The 19,684-nt window shown below is 66.6% G+C and carries 10 protein-coding genes; 4 read left to right on the top strand and 6 right to left on the bottom strand.

Going from position 1 to position 19,684, the window contains the following annotated elements:
* The first annotated feature begins 159 nt into the window (after positions 1-159).
* The 4 genes from llg_RS13180 (at position 160) to llg_RS13165 (ending at position 3,208) form a co-directional block, all read left to right on the top strand.
* Entirely contained in the window at positions 160-861 is a 702-nt protein-coding gene (locus llg_RS13180) for a hypothetical protein (protein ID WP_338285136.1), read from the top strand.
* Positions 858-1,874: a hypothetical protein gene (locus llg_RS13175; RefSeq protein ID WP_338285135.1), complete on the top strand. Its 1,017-nt coding sequence runs from the start codon at positions 858-860 to the stop codon at positions 1,872-1,874. Before llg_RS13180 ends, llg_RS13175 begins: the two co-directional genes overlap by 4 nt.
* Positions 1,875-2,120: 246 nt before the next feature.
* Entirely contained in the window at positions 2,121-2,600 is a 480-nt protein-coding gene (locus llg_RS13170) for a hypothetical protein (RefSeq protein WP_338285134.1), read from the top strand.
* Positions 2,597-3,208, top strand: coding sequence for a hypothetical protein (locus tag llg_RS13165; RefSeq protein WP_338285133.1), 612 nt, complete (start codon positions 2,597-2,599; stop codon positions 3,206-3,208). The genes llg_RS13170 and llg_RS13165 overlap by 4 nt, the downstream gene beginning before the upstream one ends.
* A 17-nt stretch (positions 3,209-3,225) precedes the next feature.
* Here llg_RS13165 and llg_RS13160 read toward each other — a convergent pair whose 3' ends face one another.
* The 6 genes from llg_RS13160 to llg_RS13135 all read right to left on the bottom strand — a co-directional run bounded on the left by llg_RS13160 (position 3,226) and on the right by llg_RS13135 (position 18,411).
* Positions 3,226-4,929, bottom strand: a complete 1,704-nt coding sequence (locus llg_RS13160) for a hypothetical protein (RefSeq protein WP_338285132.1) — start codon at positions 4,927-4,929, stop codon at positions 3,226-3,228.
* A 112-nt stretch (positions 4,930-5,041) separates the two neighbouring features.
* Positions 5,042-6,040, bottom strand: coding sequence for a hypothetical protein (locus llg_RS13155; RefSeq protein WP_338285131.1), 999 nt, complete (start codon positions 6,038-6,040; stop codon positions 5,042-5,044).
* 56 nt (positions 6,041-6,096) lie between these two features.
* Positions 6,097-7,395, bottom strand: a complete 1,299-nt coding sequence (locus llg_RS13150) for a hypothetical protein (RefSeq protein WP_338285130.1) — start codon at positions 7,393-7,395, stop codon at positions 6,097-6,099.
* A gap of 430 nt (positions 7,396-7,825) precedes the next feature.
* On the bottom strand, positions 7,826-9,457 hold the full coding sequence (locus llg_RS13145) for a rhamnogalacturonan lyase B N-terminal domain-containing protein (protein ID WP_338285129.1): 1,632 nt from the start codon (positions 9,455-9,457) through the stop codon (positions 7,826-7,828).
* Positions 9,458-9,551: 94 nt separating this feature from the next.
* Entirely contained in the window at positions 9,552-10,223 is a 672-nt protein-coding gene (locus llg_RS13140) for a hypothetical protein (RefSeq protein WP_338285128.1), read from the bottom strand.
* Positions 10,224-12,351: 2,128 nt separating this feature from the next.
* Positions 12,352-18,411, bottom strand: a complete 6,060-nt coding sequence (locus llg_RS13135) for an autotransporter-associated beta strand repeat-containing protein (protein WP_338285127.1) — start codon at positions 18,409-18,411, stop codon at positions 12,352-12,354.
* Positions 18,412-19,684 lie beyond the last annotated feature (1,273 nt).

The following is a 19,684-nucleotide window of genomic DNA, read 5'->3' as shown; positions in this document are numbered from 1 at the left end:
CCCTCGCGAAAAGCCCGCCGAGCCACTTGTTTGAAACACCGGGCGCACCTCACGATCCTTGAAACATCCCGGCCCGCCGCCACGTCTGTGTGGACCGGACGCTTCACTCCGGCATTGCCATCCGGCCTCCGATATCGTCCTGTAAGAGAACCACGCGTCATGCTCCGCGCCACGCCCACCGATGAATCCGCCATGCCCCTCGGGGACTGGCCGCTCATTCCCGCGTATGTGGAAGCCCCGCCGGAAAGCGGTGGCCGCGTGCCCTTGCTGGACCGCCTGCCCGGCCTCACCCGCCGCCTGCTGCCGGAGCTCGATACCCGCCTCGCCGACCAGGACACGGACGCCTTCACCCGCCAGTGGGTGGGCTGCCAGCTCTCGGTCCGCGCCTACCTCACCAGCTTTCTCAGCGACCGCTCCGCCATCGACGACTGCATCCAGGAAGTCGCCCTGGTGGCGTGGAAGAAGGGCCCGCGCGATGCCGCCCCGGACGCCTTCCTCGCCTTCTGCCTGGAGTGCGCCAAGCGCATCGCGAAGGGCGAGGTGCGGAAGAAATACCGCCACCCGCAGGTCACCCTCTCCCCCGACGTGCTGTCGTCACTCGCCGAAACCGTGGCCGCGATGGAGCAGGAGGAAACCCGCGAGCCCGCCGCCCGCATCTCCGCGCTCCAGAGCTGCCTCGAGTCGCTGAAGTCCGCGCCGCGCCGCCTGCTGGAACTCCGCTACGCCTCCCGCGAACCCAGCGCCCTCCAGGCCGAAGCCGCCGCCACCGGCATCTCAAGGGACGCCCTTTACAAGAAGCTGGAACGGCTCCGCGCCCTGCTGCGCGATTGCGTGCTCAGGAAATCCGCCCTCGCCGAATGACCCGGATGCCCTCCGATGACGGACCGCCGGATGCGGAGCTCGAGCGGCTGGTGTCACGTTTCCTCGATCAATCCCTCACCGAGGAGGAGCGCGACCGCCTCGAACACCGGCTGCGCACCGAACCCGAGGCCGAACGCTACTGCGCCCGCGCGATCCGCTTCGACGCCACCCTCCAGGAGGCCATCGACCCCGGCAAGCTGGAGTGGGAGGAAACGCGCCGCGTCGTCTTCGATCCCCGCCCCGGCGCGCCGATGTGGTCGGTGCAGCGCCAGCAGACGGTCCGCTACGGCGGCGCGGAGCGCGCGGGCCTGCCCGGCCCGGAACGCAGGGCGCGCTGGAAATGGATCGTCGCCGCGCTGGCCGCGGCCGGGCTCGCCACCGCCGGCGCGGTATTCTACTACCAGAGCCGTACCAGCGTCTACGCGCTGCGGAACGCCGGATTCGAGTCGATGGACCTGACCCAGAGCCCCACCGCCATCAGCCGCTCGGTGCTCTACTGGCAGGACTTCTTCGCCACCCCCGGCACCGAGGTCTGCGAGATCGGCCGCCACAGCAAGGGCCGCCTCTACGCGAAGTCCGGCCGCAACGTGATCCGCATGCAGGACAACGCCTTCCTGAACCAGATCATCCTCGACCAGCACGGCAAGGCGCTGAAGGCCGTGCCCGGCCTGCGCGTCATCGTCACCGGCTGGTCCCAGGTCTCCGATCCCGCCGCCCACACGCTGCGCGGCAGCCTGCGCTTCGTCGCCAGCGGCTATCCGGTGATGATCCAGTATGAGGCCGCGGTCGCCACCACCCCGCTGCCGCAGGGCGGCTGGTCGCCCTTCCGCATCGAGCTCACCGTGCCGGAAAACCTGCTGCGCGGCCCGAGCGACCTTTCCGACCGCCGGTCCCCCGCCCCGCCGTCCATCGACCTCAACGGCAAGGATCTCACCCTCTCCCTCGACAACCGCTCCGGCACCCCGATCTACCTCGACGACCTCGCCATCGAGGTCCACCCGCCGGGAAGGTAGGGTCGCACCGCCGGGGCGACCGGGTCTATCAACTCCGTCCGCTGCCAGGGGCACGCCCCCTCCCTTTGCTTGTCAGGACGTGTCCTTCCCGCAGACGCCGCCCTTCCCCTCCCGGTTGGCGGAGAAGGCGCCGGGCACCCCGGAAGCCCCCACGCCTCATGCATCATTCCCAGCAGCCCCTGGATAGATACACATTTCTTCATTGCACGATCACAAGGCCATACTCTATCATTCACACCCCCTCAGATGAAACAATCACTTATCCTGACCGCATCGGGAATACTATCCCTGTGCGGATGTGAAGGCCCCGGCCCGCTGCCTCCGGCGGTGATCGCGATCCCGCATCAACCGTCCCACCAACCACCCGCCTTGTCCGGAACCACACCGCTCCCGCCGGCCAAATCCCCGCGGGCCCAAGCCGCCGAGCTGCGGGCGAGAATCAAAGCTCTCCAACAGGAGAAGGCGACCAAGCTTGCCTCCGAGCACGAACCCGAGCCACCGGCGGAACGTCCGATCTGGCCCTCGTCTTCCGGTCTTCGGGAAAACATTCAAACGGTTCCCGAAGTGGCTGGCACCCGGGACGAGTATGCTCGCGCGCTGGCGGCATACCGGGCTCACCTTGAGGAACAGCAACGGAAATATGACGAGGCCATCGCCATGCTTGAAGCCGAGCTCGCCCGTCTCGAAGCCACCGCCCACCCAACCACCACCCCTGAAAGAAGATGAACGAGACCACGCCTCCACCCTCGCCCGACGCCGAGCAGCTCAAGGCCACGATCGCGGAGCTGAAACTCGAAAAAGACAAGGCCGCGCGGAATCTTCCGCCAGCCCGGGACACCCCGAAGGAAACCGGTGTGCAAATGCATACTACGGCCGACCCCGCGCAGTTCAAAGCCCTGATCGACAGTCTGAAACAGGAGCGGGAGGAAGCCGCCCAAAAGCTCCAAACCGCCGAGACCAAACTGGCAGAAACCGGAGCCAACACCTGGAACCAGACCACCTCCCTCGCCTCCGCCGGCGCGATCCTCGCCTTCACCCTCGTGCTTTTCGGGCTGATGTCCTGGCTCATCCTGAAGGGGAAACACGCGCCCACCATCCTGATGAGAACATTTACCGTGCCGCTGGTATGTGTCATGGCCGTGATCCTCGTGCTGGTTGGCTACAGCAAGGACCAGATCATTCCCGTCATCGGCCTGCTCGGCACCGTCGCCGGTTATCTGCTCGGGCGGAACGACAGCGGGCAACCGCCGGAACACGGTGCACCGCATCAGGCGGGCCCACCCCGCACCGCCGGAAATCCCGGAACGGAGCGGCATGAAGAGGATCCCCGCTAGCCACCACCAAATGCCGCTCACGCCTTGGTGAGGATCACGCCGAGGCACGCGAAGTACAGTGCGAGAATGGCCGCTCGCCACTCGGACGAAGCGGGTTGCTCGCAGATGACGAGGGCGATCGTCACCAACAGCACCGCCAGCACCACCACCGGCAATGGCGCGGCGGCTCCCAGCATCACGCACCACCACGCGCGTTTCTCCTCGACCTTCACCCGGGTCTCGGCCGCGGGCTTGCCGTGGACGATAAAGTGGGCGATGGCCTCCCAGTTGCCCTCCTTGATCGCCGCGCCGTGGCCTCCGCTCACCGCGCGGATTTCATAGAGTCCGTCCTTGCCCTCCTTCGTGCATTGGCGGAATCCGTTATGACCGGCGCTGCCCAGTTCGGAGCCGAACACCTCGAATGACCCGGGAAAGGCCGCCACCACGCCATCGCCCGTGGCCACGTAGTTCAACAACCGCTCGACCTGGCCGCGTTGCTTCGCCGCCAGCCAATCGTAGTCACGCCGCACCACGCTGCCCGCGAAGACGACGTTCTCGAAACGGCAGGCCCGGTAGCTGGTGAGCGCCTTCGCCAGCAGGTAGGTGCCGTTGCTATGCCCCACGTAGGAAAAGGGAGAATCAGGATACAGGGCCTTCGCCTCCACGTACTGATCCATCAGCCACTCCATCTTCTGGCGCCTTGTCCATGACAACAGGAACGGCAGCATCGCGAAATACCCATAAGTGGAGGTCTCGGTGCTATAAACCTTCGGAATCCGCTTGCCCTCGCGCTGAACGGCGCGCGCGATCTTCCGGGTCCAATGCCCCTCGTCCCGGATGCCGTGCATCACGAAGATGACATGCGGCGGCACCTTGTCCTCTTTCCCGGAAAGCGCGTCCACCGGCACCTCGTCGACCGGTTCCAGCGATTCGGCGCGCAGGCTTTCCTCGGACCCGGTGAGGGCCACGCGCAGCACTTCTTTCCGTCCCTGGCCATAGCCGTTGCCATCCTTGTTTTCGTCCAGATCGATGATCGACGTGTGGCCCGAGTAAGGCACGTCGAGATAGACGAAATTTCTGCCGGTGACGAGGTCGATGTTGTCCTCGGGTGAGACGATGTCATCGATCGAGCCGAGCAGTTGCACCACCATCGCCGGCTTCCTCCCGGACGGCACCCGCCGCTCCATGGCCATCCACTGGAGCCGGAGCTGGGTGAGGAAAGGAGCGCCGCGCCGGGTCTGGAAGATCATGAGTTCCTTCCCCGTGACGAAACGCAGGAAATGGCCGAGCAGCGCCCCCGCCCCGAACTTGGCGAGGGTTTTCCACTTCATGTGCGAACTGAACGCCCAGCCGCGGTTCATGCCCGCGAGCAGGATGATCCGGCTGACCTTGTTCGCCCATGGACGAGCGGGTTCCTCGAACTCCACCTCCGAGTCCTCGAAGGGGGCGTCCTTCGTCTCCCCCTGAATCAGGATCTGGAGCTTACGGGCCAGCAGGCTGCCCGCGCTGTAGCCCACGAGGATGATTTCCTCATACGGTGCGCTGGACTCCTCCGCCCGCCGGACCTCCTCGTCCATCGCCGCCAGCACCTCGCGCGCCACCGCGTTCAAGCTGGCGAACGAGAACAATTGAAAGGGCAGCGGCGGCACCCTCACCTCAGCCCCCGGCAGCACCTCCCGGATGAAGGCCTCCACGGAAGACATCCGCGCGGGCGTGTGGGTGTAGGCGTGCAAGACGAACACAAGGCGGCGGGAAGACGGGGGCTGATCTACCATGCCGCACATCTAACAGGAGGAACGCCATCCCGAAAGATATTACTTATTCACATCCCGACGGCATCCATATCGCCCCCGTTCACTTCTTCGCCGGATTCTTCCCTTTCGCCAAACCCAGCCGCTCCCGCAGCAGCTCGCGGCTCTTGCCCTCCGCGGTGAACCGGGTGGCGAGTTCCTCCTTGGAAAGTCCCGCGGCGCTTGCCCACGGCTCCAGCCCCGAGACATGGAGCACGAGACTGCCCCGTATCCCCGTCATGCTGCTCTGTTGCTGATTCCTCTCGCTCTTCGCCTGGTTCTCCGCGATGGCCTCCAGGTACTTCCGCCTCAGCCCGGGGTCATCGATCGCCATCGGACTCATGCCCGCGGCCGCATTGGGCGTCCCCGCGGGCGGAGCGACATTCGCCATCACCGGCTGCCACTGGTAGTTCTCCACCACCGCGGCATCCAGCTTGGCCAACGCCGTCCGGATCGCCGCCGCCACCGCCTTCGCCTCCGCGGAATCCGCGGCGACTTTCCCTTCCCTGAGCGCCATCAGCAATCGCAGCGCGTCCTGCTCGCTCGCCCTCGTTCGCTTGTCCAGCGTCGGCGAGGGCGAGAAATCCGCCTGCTTCACCGCAGCCTCGAACTCCGCGGCGGCCCGCGCCAGATCCGCCGGGGCGACCGGCGCGGCCGGCTTCGGCACCTCGTGTGCTTCCGCGCGGAGCTCCATCACCAGGGCATCGATGCGATCGCAGAACCGCTGTTCGAAATCCTGGGCCTTCACCTCCTGCCAGTCATCCGGAAACAGCACCTTGAAAGTCCTCGCCCGGTGCATCGCCTTCAGCTTCTCCAGCCCGGCGATGGCGGCCACGCCCCTCTCGCGCCGGACCGCAGATAGCGTTTGCAAGCCCTCGATCACACCATGCTCTTCATCCGCCAACAAGGCATCGAGCCGGACCGGCGCCGGATCCCTTCCACCGTCCTGCATCTGGCGGCAGTCGTATTTCCAAAACGCCTCCAGCATCTTCAGCGAGTCCTTGCCCTGCGAAAAGGGCGCGACCAACAGCCACAGGGCGAGCGGGCGGAGCAACAATCTCATCTTCGAAACAGATAAGCCAACCGTCCCACGAGGCCAAGCGAAAGACCGGACACCCTTCATTTCACCACCTCCCGTTCCTTCAGATGACGCTCCGCCGCCTCCTTCAAACGCCCGGACTTGAATGCGCCGAGTTTCGCCTCCACGAGGAGATCATACGGCTTCCGATCGGAAAGCACCTCCACCCGCTTCAGCAGGACCTTCAGCTTCGGCAGATCGTCCGCCGCCACGACGATATCCAGCACTTTCTGGAATCCCTTCGTGCCGGAGATCTCGATCACACAACCGATCAGTAATCCGACGTCGCCACCTTGACCGAAGATCGCGATCTCGTCCCATCCCACCGGTTTCCGGTCCAATGCGTTCCGCGCTTCGACCTCCTTCAGAATCAGGGGCAAAAGTTCCTCCGCCCGTGGCTGTTTCATCACCTCCTGACACCAGGCGAGGAGACGAACGAAGCGCTTGAACTCGGGCGGATCGCTGAAGAGGTCCGATGGATGATCCTTCAAAAGCGTCTGAAGCTCCGCAAGGGTGAGATCCGCCCGATGGTCGGCATTCTTATCGAGAAGCAATTGCAGTTCCGAGGGAGACAGCTTCACCGCAACCCCGGGAGTGATTTCCGCCGCGACACCGCCGGTCACGGCAATCCGCACCAACGAGCTCGCGGCTTCCTCGCGAACATCCTGATCGGCATCGTTCGCCGCGATCTTCTGCAGCGCGGCCTTGTTCTCCGCCGAGGCATCGTGCTGCATCGCCCACACGATGGTGCGGCGCTTGCTCGCGCTGGTGGTCTTGTCATTCAGCAGGGCGAGCAGCGCCGGTTTGCTCCCGAGGTTCTCCTCAATGATCAGACGGGCGAAACACCCTTGCAGCCCGCGGGTGCCGTAACCACCATACCAGGGACCCACCTCTTCAGGCATATCCGGCGCCGCCAGGAATTGCGCCATAAAGGAATTCGACCGGGGATGACGCCACCTCGCCAAGGCCTTCCACGCCCCTGCGAAATCGCGCGCAACCCGGTCCGCGTCGATCCACCTCAGGCCATCGAGCTTTCCTATCTCCACATACCCCGTGCAGCACTCCAGGAGATCCTTGTTCCCGGTTTCCAATGCCCTTTCGAAAACATTCGAACGATGATCATAGACCTCCGCATAGGTCCCGAAATCGGCGAGGATCGCCTTCGAGGCCGGAGTGGAGTCCACGCCCTTCACCGATTCCAAGGCCTCGCGCAGCTCCCGGCCGGTCCTTTCCCGAGCCTCCTGCGCGGCCACGTCCGGCACGCGCTGCGCGGCTGCCATCGCCCCCGACACCATGATGGCCATCATGACCTTCACACCCCATGACTTCACCTTCCTCATTCCTCGAATCAACGGCTCATCTCCGGCCTGCACAAGCCACCGCTGGCGGTTGACGGAGAATTTACACACCCCGCGGATGGCCCCTGGAGGTAGGGGCATCTCGCCGAGATGACCGGGCGGTGGACGGCGCCCACGAATCCAACTCCGCCCCAACAGATCAGGGGATGGGACGCGCCCGTGGCAGCGGACGGATCTGTTAGACCCGGTCCGCCCCGGCGGTGCGACCCTACCTCCGCGGCACGCTGCAAAGGTAGGGGCATCTCGCCGAGATGACCGGGCGCTGGACGTCGTCCACGAATCCAACTCCGCCCCAACAGATCAGGGGATGGGACGCGCCCGTGGCAGCGGACGGATCTGTTAGACCCGGTCCGCCCCGGCGGTGCGACCCTACCTCCACGCATCGTTGCGAAGGCAGGGGCGCTGGGACGCTTCAGTAGAAGTCGATGCAATCGATGCTGTAACCGGCGCTCAGGTAGCCGGTGGCGCCGCTGCCGGAGATCGGGTTGATCTTGATCGTGTTCGTACCGGTGACGAAGGCGCTGGCGGGCACGCTGAAGGTGTAGGTCACGTTGTTCCCGCGGTAGGTGCCGATGGTGAGGCTGCGCGAGTCCGGCTGGCTGGAGGCGGAGGGATTCGAGGAACTCCACGAGTTCACCGTCAGCTTCGGACGACCGCCTTCATACGCCGCGGTGAGGCCGACGCGCACGGTGTGCGCGGCCACCTGGGCGGCGGTGAGGTTGAAGGTGATGGTGTTCGTGCCGTTGATGTCCTTCCACTGGTAGGCCGGATAATCGGACGCCACGTTCGTCCCGATGACGTGCGTGACCGCCGCCCACGATGACTGCCGCACATCGGACGGGTGCATGGCGTTGAGGTTCCCGCCATTGAGGAACTCCAGCGGGGTGCCGTCCCAATCGCCGATGCGCCAGATCGGCGTGACCGCGCTGGGATCGCCGGAAATGGTGCGGGTGTTCAGCGTGGTCGGGTTCCCGGCGGTGACGGTGACGCTCTCCGTGTAGACGGCGAGCTCGTTCTTGTAGACCGTCATCGTGTAGGTGCCCGGCTTCATGTTGTAGCAACCGCACGCGCCGTTCGAGGCGGCGGCGGTCACCCAATACTGGGCCGTGGCGTTCGAGTAGCCGACGGTGTAGGTGTAGGCGGTGTCGCGTCCGGCGAGCCCGTTGAGGATCACGCGGCCGCGGCCGGTGGAGGGCACGTAGCCGGTGAGGCCGAGCGAGGACAGGAAGCTCATGTCCGGCACCGCGGGCGTCGCCCCGGTGGTGAAACACAGCGCGTAGGGGCCGTGCATCACGCCGGTGCGCCAGGCCTCGGTCTGGTTGTGGCCGGAGTTCATGTAGTTGTAGACCTCGGCATCGGTGCCGGTCTGGTTCTGGATGTCGCGGAAGAACGGGCCGCCGCTGGCGCTCTCGCGGTTGCCATAGGCCATGAACACGCCGCGGCTGGTGCCGGTGACGCCGCGGATCGAGAGATCTTTCGCCCGCTGGTTTCCATAGTACTTGCTGCGGCTGGTACCATCGGACATGCCGAAAACGTCGGACGACTCGATGGCGCCGGTGTTGCCGCGCAGGTCGGACTCGGCCGGGGCGGTGGGGAACAGGCTGCCCTGCAGGCGGGTGATCCAGCGGAACTCGCCGTTCGAGGGCTCGTTGTCCGAGTAGGTGGCCATGTAGATGTTGTTCACGCCGCTCTTCACCACGTAGTAGTGCGTCATCCCGGCGACCACGCCATTGGTGCTGTCGGTGGCGACGGAGACGATGATGTTCGTCCCGGAAACGGTGGCGGCCACGGTGGTGCCGGTGCTGCCGACGCCGGAGTTGATGCTGGAGGCCTTCGCGGTGTCATTGAGCTCGGTGCCGTTCCAGACGATCGAGGTGATGCCGCCATTCGAGCGGTTCACGGTGAAGACCAGGCCGCCGCCGGTGTCGACGACGTAGGTGCTGGTGGTGGTCGTCAGGCCGAAGGCGGCGCTGGCGGTGTCCGGCGCGAGGACACCGGCGAGCGCGAGACAGCCGGCGGCGAGGCGTGTGGTATGACTGGACATGGGTTGTTTGTGTGTTCGGGTTCTGGGTTGTTTTTTCGGTTCTTCCGCCGTGGACCGCATGGGTTTGGAAACGGACCGCGGCGGGAAGGTGGTGTCAGTCCCCGGGATCGGGGCGCGCGGCGGTGAGGCCGGCGAGAAGCACGGAACGCCGGGCCTCCGCGAGACCAGGCACGCGCTGGAGATACTCCCGCGCGGCGGCGGGATCGGCGCGCTGCCATTCCCGCGCCACCGCGGCGATGGCCGTCTCGCGCGCGGTGGGATCGCCGATCGTGTCCGCCCACTGCGCGGCGATGGCGGTGGTGCGGTTCATCGCGTCGCCATTCAGCACGATGCGGGTCGCGGCTTCATCGCGCACGACGGCGGGCAGCTCCGGCAACGCGGGCCACTCCGAAAGCGCCGCCGGATCCTGGATCGCCCAACGGCCAACCAGGCGGCGCAGCGCGGCATCGCGTTCGGAGGAAGGCGGCAGCGAAACGGCGAACTCCGCGAGCTCGGGCAGGCAGGCGTCCGAGCCCGCCTCCAGCACCACGAGCTGGTGTTCGAAACGCTGGCGTTCATCGGCCACCGCGCACGCCCGCCGCCACGCGCCGCGGGGATCGGTGGCCGCCTCCAATGCGAGCGCGCGCGTGCCGGTCTCCACCGCCGGTCGCGCGGGACGGATAGTGGTGGCCGAGACATTGTCCGACGGCTCCCTCCGCGCGTGGACAAACGCGAAGACGAGCGCCCCGGCGAGCGACGGCAGCAGGAATCGGAAAAGGGCTTTCACGGGCGATCTAACATCTAACAGGACACAGGGCGTCGAGTCCCCCGCGAGCACGGGGGAGCGATGGAGACGTCCACGGAGGAACGGCCCGGCATGCGGGATCACGGCGCGGCACACGGGTGCCGTCTCACGCGTGGCGGCGGATCATCCGGCGCGGCGCGGCAGGACGGCCACGCCCGGAAAAACGGAAGGGATTGCGGGTTTCATGGGTTTGTTAGCAGCAATGCAGCCGCCCCATCGTCCGGCGTGGCGAGCGTTCCGCGGCCCAAGGGTTCGGCCGGTTCAGAGGAACGCGCGCGGTGGTGTGGTTGGAATGGCCCGGATGGCAGGAACGGCGAATCAACCGCCGCGGAGGAGAACTCCCCCTCGGCATATCCCTTTTGAACCAACCGCGGCATTTCCGGCAATACCTCTAACAGGGTATATCATTTCCATGTCTTTTCCGAAGAAGACGTGTTTGCAGCGATCCGCAAAGGTAGGGTCGCACCGCCGGAGCGACCGGGTCTAACAGCCACGTCCGCTGCCAACGGCGCATCCCATCCCTTCGTTCATGGGGGACGACGCCCTTCCCCCGAACAATCTCCCCCGCCCGGTCATCTCGGCGAGATGACCCTACCTTCGCAGCGATCCGAAAAGGTAGGGTCGCACCGCCGGGGCGACCGGGTCTAACAGATCCGTCCGCTGCCAACGGCGCATCCCATCCCTTCGTTCATGGGGGACGACGCCCTTCCCCCGAACAATCTCCCTCGCCCGGTCATCTCGGCGAGATGACCCTACCTTCGCAGCGATCCGAAAAGGTAGGGTCGCACCGCCGGGGCGACCGGGCCTAACAGATCCGTCCGCTGCCAACGGCGCATCCCATCCCTTCGTTCATGGGGGACGACGCCCTTCCCCCGAACAATCTCCCCCGCCCGGTCATCTCGGCGAGATGACCCTACCTTCGCGGCGGTCCGCAAAGGTAGGGTCGCACCGCCGGGGCGACCGGGTCTAACGGCCTCGTCCGCTGCCATCGGCGCGCCCTAGCCCTTCGTCTGTCGGGACGACCTCCATCCCGCGAACGACACTCCCCCGCCCGGTCATCTCGGCGAGATGACCCTACCTTCGCAGCGATCCGAAAAGGTAGGGTCGCACCGCCGGGGCGACCGGGTCTAACGGCCTCGTCCGCTGCCATCGGCGCGCCCCATCTCATCGTCCAATGGGGCGGCCTCCTTCCCGCGAACGACCTCCACCGCCCGGTCATCTCGGCGAGATGACCCTACCTTCGCAGCGATCCGAAAAGGTAGGGTCGCACCGCCGGGGCGACCGGGCCTAACAGATCCGTCCGCTGCCAACGGCGCATCCCATCCCTTCGTTCATGGGGGACGACGCCCTTCCCCCGAACAATCTCCCCCGCCCGGTCATCTCGGCGAGATGACCCTACCTTCGCGGCGGTCCGCAAAGGTAGGGGCGCTCCGCCGGGGCGACCGGGTCTAACACCCCCGTCCGCTGCCAACGGCGCGCCCTAGCCCTTCGTCTGTCGGGACGACCTCCCTCCCGCGAACGACACTCCCCCGCCCGGTCATCTCGGCGAGATGACCCTACCTTCGCAGCGATCCGCAAAGGTAGGGTCGCACCGCCGGAGCGACCGGGTCTAACAGCCACGTCCGCTGCCAACGGCGCATCCCATCCCTTCGTCTGCTGGGACGACCTCCTTCCCCCGAACGATCTCCCCCGCCCGGTCATCTCGGCGAGATGACCCTACCTTCGCAGCGATCCGCAAAGGTAGGGTCGCACCGCCGGAGCGACCGGGTCTAACAGCCACGTCCGCTGCCAACGGCGCATCCCATCCCTTCGTCTGCTGGGACGACCTCCTTCCCCCGAACGATCTCCCCCGCCCGGTCATCTCGGCGAGATGACCCTACCTTCGCAGCGATCCGAAAAGGTAGGGTCGCACCGCCGGGGCGACCGGGTCTAACGGCCTCGTCCGCTGCCATCGGCGCGTCCCGTCCCTTCGTCTGCTGGGACGACCTCCATCCCGCGAACGACACTCCCCCGCCCGGTCATCTCGGCATGATGACCCTACATCCTGGAACAAGAAGGAGCCGCGGGGAATCCCCCGCGGCTCCTGCCGGAATCAAACTTCAAACGGACCTCACGGCACCGTCACGCGCAGGCGGGTGAAGCGCTTCGGATCGCCGGTGGGCACCACGTATTCGATCGAGGTGCCGAGATCGGAAACGCCGGTCACCGCGGTGGTCCAGATCGCCAGGTCGGCGGAGGTCTCCACCACCCAGGTGGCGGTCGCCGTCGGGTCCTTCGGCCAGGTGACCTTGCCGGACACGATCTGCGGATTCGCGGTGAACGAGGAACCGGTCTGGCCCATCAGATACTCCACGCCGTTCTTCACGCCGTCGTTGTCGAAGTCCAGGTTCGCGGCCTGGCCGCCGGCGTTGGTGGAGGCCCACGAGGTGTAGCCCGCCAGGCCGGTCACGTTCAGCACGCCGTTGCCGGTGAAGAACGCGCTCTTGTTGGTGGCGGTGGAGGCGAGGGAACCGTAGGTGCCGGGGGACTGGAGCACGCCGTTCAGGTAGAGGCCGCGCACGGTGTCCGTCAGCGAGTGGTTCAGGTTCAGCACCGCGCCGGTGGCCACGCGGACGTCCGCGCCATCCGCGAGCGAGGCCGCGCTGATGGACAGCGTGCCCGCGCTGACAGTGGTGTCACCGGTGTAGCTGAGCGCGCCGGTGAGCGTGGTGGTGCCGGTGCCGGCCTGCACGACCTGGCCGCTGCCGCTGATCGCGCCGGTGAAGGAGTAGGCGTTGGTGCGGTTGAAGGCGAAGGTCGCGTTGTTCACCACCGCGGAGGCGGTGATGGCACCGGTGGTCCCCGCGTTTCCGATCTGCAACGTGCCGCCGCTGATGGTGGTGGTGCCGGTGTAGCTGTTCGCGGTGCCGCCACTGAGAACGAAGGTGCCGGAGCCGGTCTTCGTCACCGCCACGGCGCTGGTGCCGTTGGTGATCGCGCCATCGAAGGCGCTCGGGCTGCCGCCGGTGTAGTTGATGGTCAGCGTGGCCGCGGACGCGCCGTTGTTCAGCGCCAGCGTGGTGTTGCCCACGCGGACGAGGTTGGCGATCGTCTGGTCGAAGCCGTTGAGGTCGAAGTTCGCGCTCGCGGACTGGCCCATCGACACGGTGGCGTTGGTGGCCACGCCGTTGACCGCGCCGACCTTCGCCGTGCCCGTGAGGTTGAGCGTCGGGTAGCTGCCGCCGCCGGAGTAGACCACGATGCCATCGCGGTGAATCACGGAGGCGGTGGAGTTGATCGCGCCGCTCAGGGTCAGCGTGGAACCGGAGGCGACGTAGAAGTGGCCGCCCGCCGTCGGGCTGGAAGTGATCGAGATCGGACCGCTCCAGGTGGCGTTCGCGCTGGTGGCGGCGATTTCGATGACCCCGCGGCCGGATGAGCCTGCATTCGCGCCGAGCGAGGCCGCGTTGGCGATGTTCACGCCCGCCCCGAGCTGCACGCGCTGGGATGAACCCGCGAGGTTCATCGCCACCGTGCCGGTGCCGAAGGCGGCGTTGTTGTTCGCCACCACGATGGTTTTGCTGATGTCGGTGCCGCCGGTGTAGGTGTTCGCCGCGGTGAGGGTCATGGTGCCGCCACCGGACGCGCCGAGGTCCGAGCCGCCGATCTCCAGCTTCCGCGCGCCGCCGGTCTCGCCGATCACGCCGCTGATGGTACCGGTGGAACCGTAGGCGGTCACGCGGGCATCCGCGGTGAGGGTCACCGGGCCGGAGAGCGTGTTGCCCGCGAAACGGATCGCGCCGAGGTTGCCGGAGCCTTCCGCATACCCCGTGCCCGCGATGTTCAGCGTGGTGGTGAAGGTGCCGCCGACCGAGAGGAAGGCCTGGCCGGTGGCGGCCACCGTCACCGCGCCGGTACCGAAGGCCGCGAGGTTGTTCGCCGAGATGCGGCCGGCATTGATGAACGTGCCGCCATCGTAGGTGTTCGCCGCGTTCAACTGGAGCGCGCCGGTCGCACCGGTCTTCGTCAGCGAGTAGCTGTTCGCGCCGTCCGAGATCACCCCGCTGAGGATGTGGCTGTTGGTGTTCGTGCTCAGCACGTTGACGGTCGTGTTCTGCGTCATCGTGCCCGCGCCGGAGAGTGTCAGGATGCCGTTGTCGGTCGCGTCGCTGAGGTTCACCGTGGCGGGGGCCGTCCATGGGTTGGCGATCGTGCGGGCGGTGGTGCTGTCGCTGGAGAGCGTGCCGCCGTTGAAGGTCAGCGTGCCGGTGCCGAGCGCGGCGTTGGCGCCCGCCTTGATGCGTCCCGCGTTGAGCGAGGTGCCGCCGGTGAAGGTGTTCGGCGTGGAAATGGTGACCGCGCCGGTGCCATTCTTCACCAGCGAGGTGGGACCCGCGATCACGCCCGCGCCGGTGAGGGTGTAGGCGTTGGTGCTGTTGTTGAAGGTCACCGCGCCCGGCGAGACGGTCACCGCCAGCGTCGGGTTGAAGTTGGTGGCCGTGTCATCGAAGGTCACCGTGTCCAGCGTGTAGAACTTGTCCGCCACGGGACCAGGGCTCGCGAAGTTCGAGGTGGTGCCGATGTCCCACACCGACGAGGTCACGCCGGTCCAGGTCAGCCCCAGCGCGGAGATCTGGAGCGTGACGGTGGTGGGATCGGTGGTGGTGTCGAAGGTGGGCGTGCGGTAGTTCGCCGCGCCGGTGAGCGTGAAGCTCGCGGGCGTGGCCACGGTGCCGCCGTGCTTGATCACCGGGAAAGTCCCCGCGGCGGTGGGAGCCGTGCTGAAGGTCACCGTGGCGGTGTTGTTCACCGTGAGCGAGCCCGTGGCGGTGAAGACCGCGGCGGTGTTCGGATTGAACGACACGGTGGAACCCATCGTGCCATTGCCCAGCACGAGCGCGCCCCCGATGATGCCCTCGCCGCCGAGCGTGGCGGCGTAGGCCGAGCTGGAAACGTTCAGGTTCGATCCGAGCGAGCCGCTGAGGTTCAGCGTGCCCTGGTTGACGTTGGCCGTGCCGAGGAAGCCGGAGCCATCGCCGGAATAGTTGATGGTCCCGTTGAAGCTCGCGCTGCTGGTGCCATTGATGTCCAGCGTGGAGCCACCGGTGAGCGCGCCGCTGATGGTGCCGGTGTTGCCCAGGTAGGCGACGATGCGGGCGGCCCCGGAAAGTGCGACCGAGCCGGTGATGGTGGCACCGTCCAGACGGATCGCGCCGAGGCGGCCCGCGCTTTCCAGCCAGCCATCGCCGGTGATCGTGAAGTTGTTCGCGAAGGTACCGCCATTGAGATAAGCCTGCCCGCCGGACTGGACCTCCACCGCGGCGGTGCCGAAGCGGGTGCCGCTGGCGTTCGAGGCCTGGACGCGCGCGCCGGACTCCGCCGCCACCGTGCCGCTCACCGTGTTCGCACCGGAAAGGGTGTAGGCGGACTGGCCCGAGGAGCCGGTGCCCTTGAACGCGAGCGTGCCCGCGCCGCCGAAGACGTTGGAAACCGTCGTCGAGTCATTGCGGTAATGGCGCAGCACCGCTCCGGTGTTCACCGTGGCCGCGCCGGGCAGCACGCCCGCCGCCGCACCGGTGCCGACCTGGAGCGTGCCCGCATCCACCACGGTGGAGCCATGGCCCGGGCTGCCGGAGAAGGTGAGCGTGCTCGCGCCGCTCTTCGTGAGCTGGAAGCCGCCGCTGACCGTGCCGCCGATGGTGACCGGTGAATCCACGGTGAAATTCGTGGCCGCCGTGAGCGTCTGCGTGCCGGAGAGCGTGAGCGCGCCGGTCAGCGAAACATCGCCCAGGGTCGGCGTCGCGGTGTTGTAGGTCACCGCGTTGCCCACCGTGACAGCCGAGGCGCTGGAGGCGGAAAGCGTGCCGGCGGTGTAGGTCAGCGTGCCGGTGCCGAGCGCGCCGGCCGCACCCACGCGGAGCGCGCCACCGGCCAGCGTGGTGCCGCCGGTGTAGGTGTTCGCCGAGTTCAGGGCCACCGGGGCCAAGCCGTTCTTCACCACCGCGGTGGTGCCGCTGATGGCGCTGCCGGAGAGGGTGTAGCCGTAGGTGTTGTTCGCGAACGTCACCGAACCGGGGAACACCGGCGCGGCGATGGTGATCGTCTGGCTGCTGGTCGGGGTGTCGTCGAAATTGACCTGATCCCCGATGTAGAACGGCCCGTTGGCCGCGCCATCGAACCAGTTCGCGGAGCCCGCCGTGTTCCACACGCTGTCCGCCGCGGCATTCGTCCAGGTCACGCCGACCGGGGCCGCGATGTCCACCGTGATCGCGTCGTTCGTGCCGCTGCCCATGTGGAAGACCGCGCCACGGTAGTTCGAGTGCAGGTTCGTGGTACTACCGCTAAGCGTGCCGGTGTATTTGAGAAGCGTGTAAGTGCCCGTCGCCGGAGGCGTGGCAAAGGCGATCTCGTTCACGCCCAGGAGCGTGACATTGGTGGCGGTGATCGAGGTCGTGGGCGAAGCCACGTTGCCGTAGATCGTCGCGCCGGTGGTGGCGCCGACCGCCAGCGGACCGGCGGTGGTGGTGTTGCCGCCGAAGGTCGCGCCATCCGCCACGGTGATCGTGCCGGTGTAGCCCGCCGAGGAACCATTCAGCGTCACCAGGCCGGTGCCCGCCACACTGACCGCGCCGCTGCCGGCGAGGCCGCCCGCGAGACCGTTCGCACCGGTGGAGCTGAAGGCCACCGTGCCCGCGCTGACCGTGAGCGGACCGGTGAAGGTCTGGGAATTGCTGATCTGGAGCGTGCCCGCGCCGGTCTTGGTGAAGCCGTTCGCGCCGGAGATCACGCCGCTGAGATTCACGTCATAGCCCGCGCCCGCCACCGCGTCCGCCACGTCGAAGGTGGCCCCGGTGTAGTTGAGCTGCACGTTCGCCGAGACCGTGGAAAGTGCGGTGCCACCGAAGGTCCAGGTGGTGGAGGTGTACGGCACGAAGGCCGAGGTGCCGCCGCTGGCGTTCGCGGCGAGCGTGCCGCCATTCACCGTCATGCCCGCGCGGGGCTCGAAGAGCACGGCGTTCCCGGAGCGGTTGTTCACCCGCAGGCTCGCGCCGGATCCCACCGTCACCGCCGCGGTGGTGGACAGCGTGCCACTGGTGAAACCGAGCGCCGAGCCGCCGGTCCACGGCGACTGCACCACGGTGGCGGCTTCATCGCCGATCACCGCCGTGGAGCCGGAGCCGGTGAGCGTGAGCGTGCCGGTGCCCCAGCCGCTGGAGTGGCCGAACACCACGTAGCCGGTGGCCGTGGAGGTGCCGATCGTGACGTTTCCGGAGTAGCCGGACATGCTGCCCTTCAGTACCAGATAGCGGTCGTTCGAAGCCGCACGGTTCAGCGCCAGGTTACCGGTGCCGGTGACGGTGCCATCGAGGGTGAAATTCTGGCTGAAGCCACCGAATCCCTGCGCGATCGTGCTCGCCGCGTCCACCTGGATCACCGTGGTGGAGGGAATGCGCTGGAACTGGCCACCGCCCGAGGAACCACCGGTCAAGGTGCCGCCATTGAGCGTCACCTTCGAGCCCAGCGTCCAATCCTTCACCGAGGTGTAGGCGTTGTTCTGCGTCTGCTGGAGGCTCACGGTGGCACCGCTGTTGACCTTCACGATCCCGCCGGTGCCGGTGAAAAGGTTCGCCGAGGCCGCAGCGGTGTCATAGCGCAGCGTGCCGGCGGAGATCTCCAGCGTGGTGCTGTTCGAGGTGACCTGCGCGCCGGTATTGGTGACCTGCCAGGTGCCGGCGCTGGTCTTCAGCACCGTGGCGGAGGCAGCGGAAAGGTCGATGTTCCACGTCAGGGTCTTGCCCGAGGCCACGTCCACCGTCGGCGTGGTGCCCACGAAAGTGCCCACCGCGTCCAAGGTCGCCAGCGTGTAGCTGTTGGATGCGGTCACCTTGTTCAGGTTGTAGGGTGTCGCGGCGCTGGCCGTCATCGTCAGCCCGTCGGTGCCGCCGGCGAGCACAAGGTTGGCGGTGGTATCCGCCTGCGGGCCCGCGCTGTAGGCCGTGAGGGTGCCGGTGGCCGAGCCATCGCGCCACAGCACGCCGGCCTGGGTCCAGGTTCCGGTGCCACCGGTGGTAGCGGAAGTAGCGCCGTCCGCGTCCCAGTACCAGCTATTGGCACGGGCGGTTTCAGAAGTGGTAACAGCGGCGACGAAGACAAACAAGCCCGGCAGCAACCGGGAGAAACGGGGTTTCATTGGGTAGTTCTGGGGAAGTTGGATGCAAAAGGAGCACCTTCCGTTTCCCCCAAAAATTCCCAATCTTCAACGCAATAATTGCCCGCAACATACTCCAGACGGAAACATACCGAGCCTCCAATGAAGCCTCCTTGTAGCCACCATGTAGATTCACAACATCAAAAAGAGCCACTTGAACCCCCGCAAACCCAACAAAACAAAACCCATTTTCCAATTTTCCGCGAAAGCAACGCCAGCAAGAAAACATGCATGATTGCGTAAAAAAAGATGCATTTTGACGCAAACATACACATTCGCAGAAAAACCCTCAAAAGGGGTCAAATTTCCGCGAACAAGCCCCCCACCCTCACAGCGCGCCTCTGGAGGTAGGGTCATCACGCCGAGATGACCGGGCGGTGGACGGCGTCCGCGGGAAAGATATCGTCCCCACAAACGAAGGGATGGGACGGGCCCATGGCAGCGGACGAACCCTCTTCTCCCCGGTCGCCCCGGCGGTGCGACCCTACCTTTCCGGAGTGCCTCTGGAGGTAGGGTCATCTCGCCGAGATGACCGGGCGGTGGACGGCGTTCGCGGGAAAGAGATCGTCCCCACAAACGAAGGGATGGGACAGGCCCATGGCAGCGGACGAACCCTCTTCTCCCCGGTCGCCCCGGCGGTGCGACCCTACCTTCGCAGCGCGCCTCTGGAGGTAGGGTCATCTCGCCGAGATGACCGGGCGGTGGACGGCGTCCGCGGGAAAGATATCGTCCCCACAAACGAAGGGATGGGACGGGCCCATGGCAGCGGACGAACCCTCTTCTCCCCGGTCGCCCCGGCGGTGCGACCCTACCTTTCCGGAGTGCCTCTGGAGGTAGGGTCATCTCGCCGAGATGACCGGGCGGTGGACGGCGTTCGCGGGAAAGAGATCGTCCCCACAAACGAAGGGATGGGACAGGCCCATGGCAGCGGACGAACCCTCTTCTCCCCGGTCGCCCCGGCGGTGCGACCCTACCTTCGCAGCGCGCCTCTGGAGGTAGGGTCATCTCGCCGAGATGACCGGGCGGTGGACGGCGTCCGCGGGAAAGATATCGTCCCCACAAACGAAGGGATGGGACGGGCCCATGGCAGCGGACGAACCCTCTTCTCCCCGGTCGCCCCGGCGGTGCGACCCTACCTTTCCGGAGTGCCTCTGGAGGTAGGGTCATCTCGCCGAGATGACCGGGCGGTGGACGGCGTTCGCGGGAAAGAGATCGTCCCCACAAACGAAGGGATGGGACAGGCCCATGGCAGCGG

This window comes from Luteolibacter sp. LG18, from assembly GCF_036322585.1.
Classification (GTDB): Bacteria; Verrucomicrobiota; Verrucomicrobiia; order Verrucomicrobiales; family Akkermansiaceae; genus Luteolibacter.
This window is presented reverse-complemented; position numbering and strand designations above follow the sequence as displayed.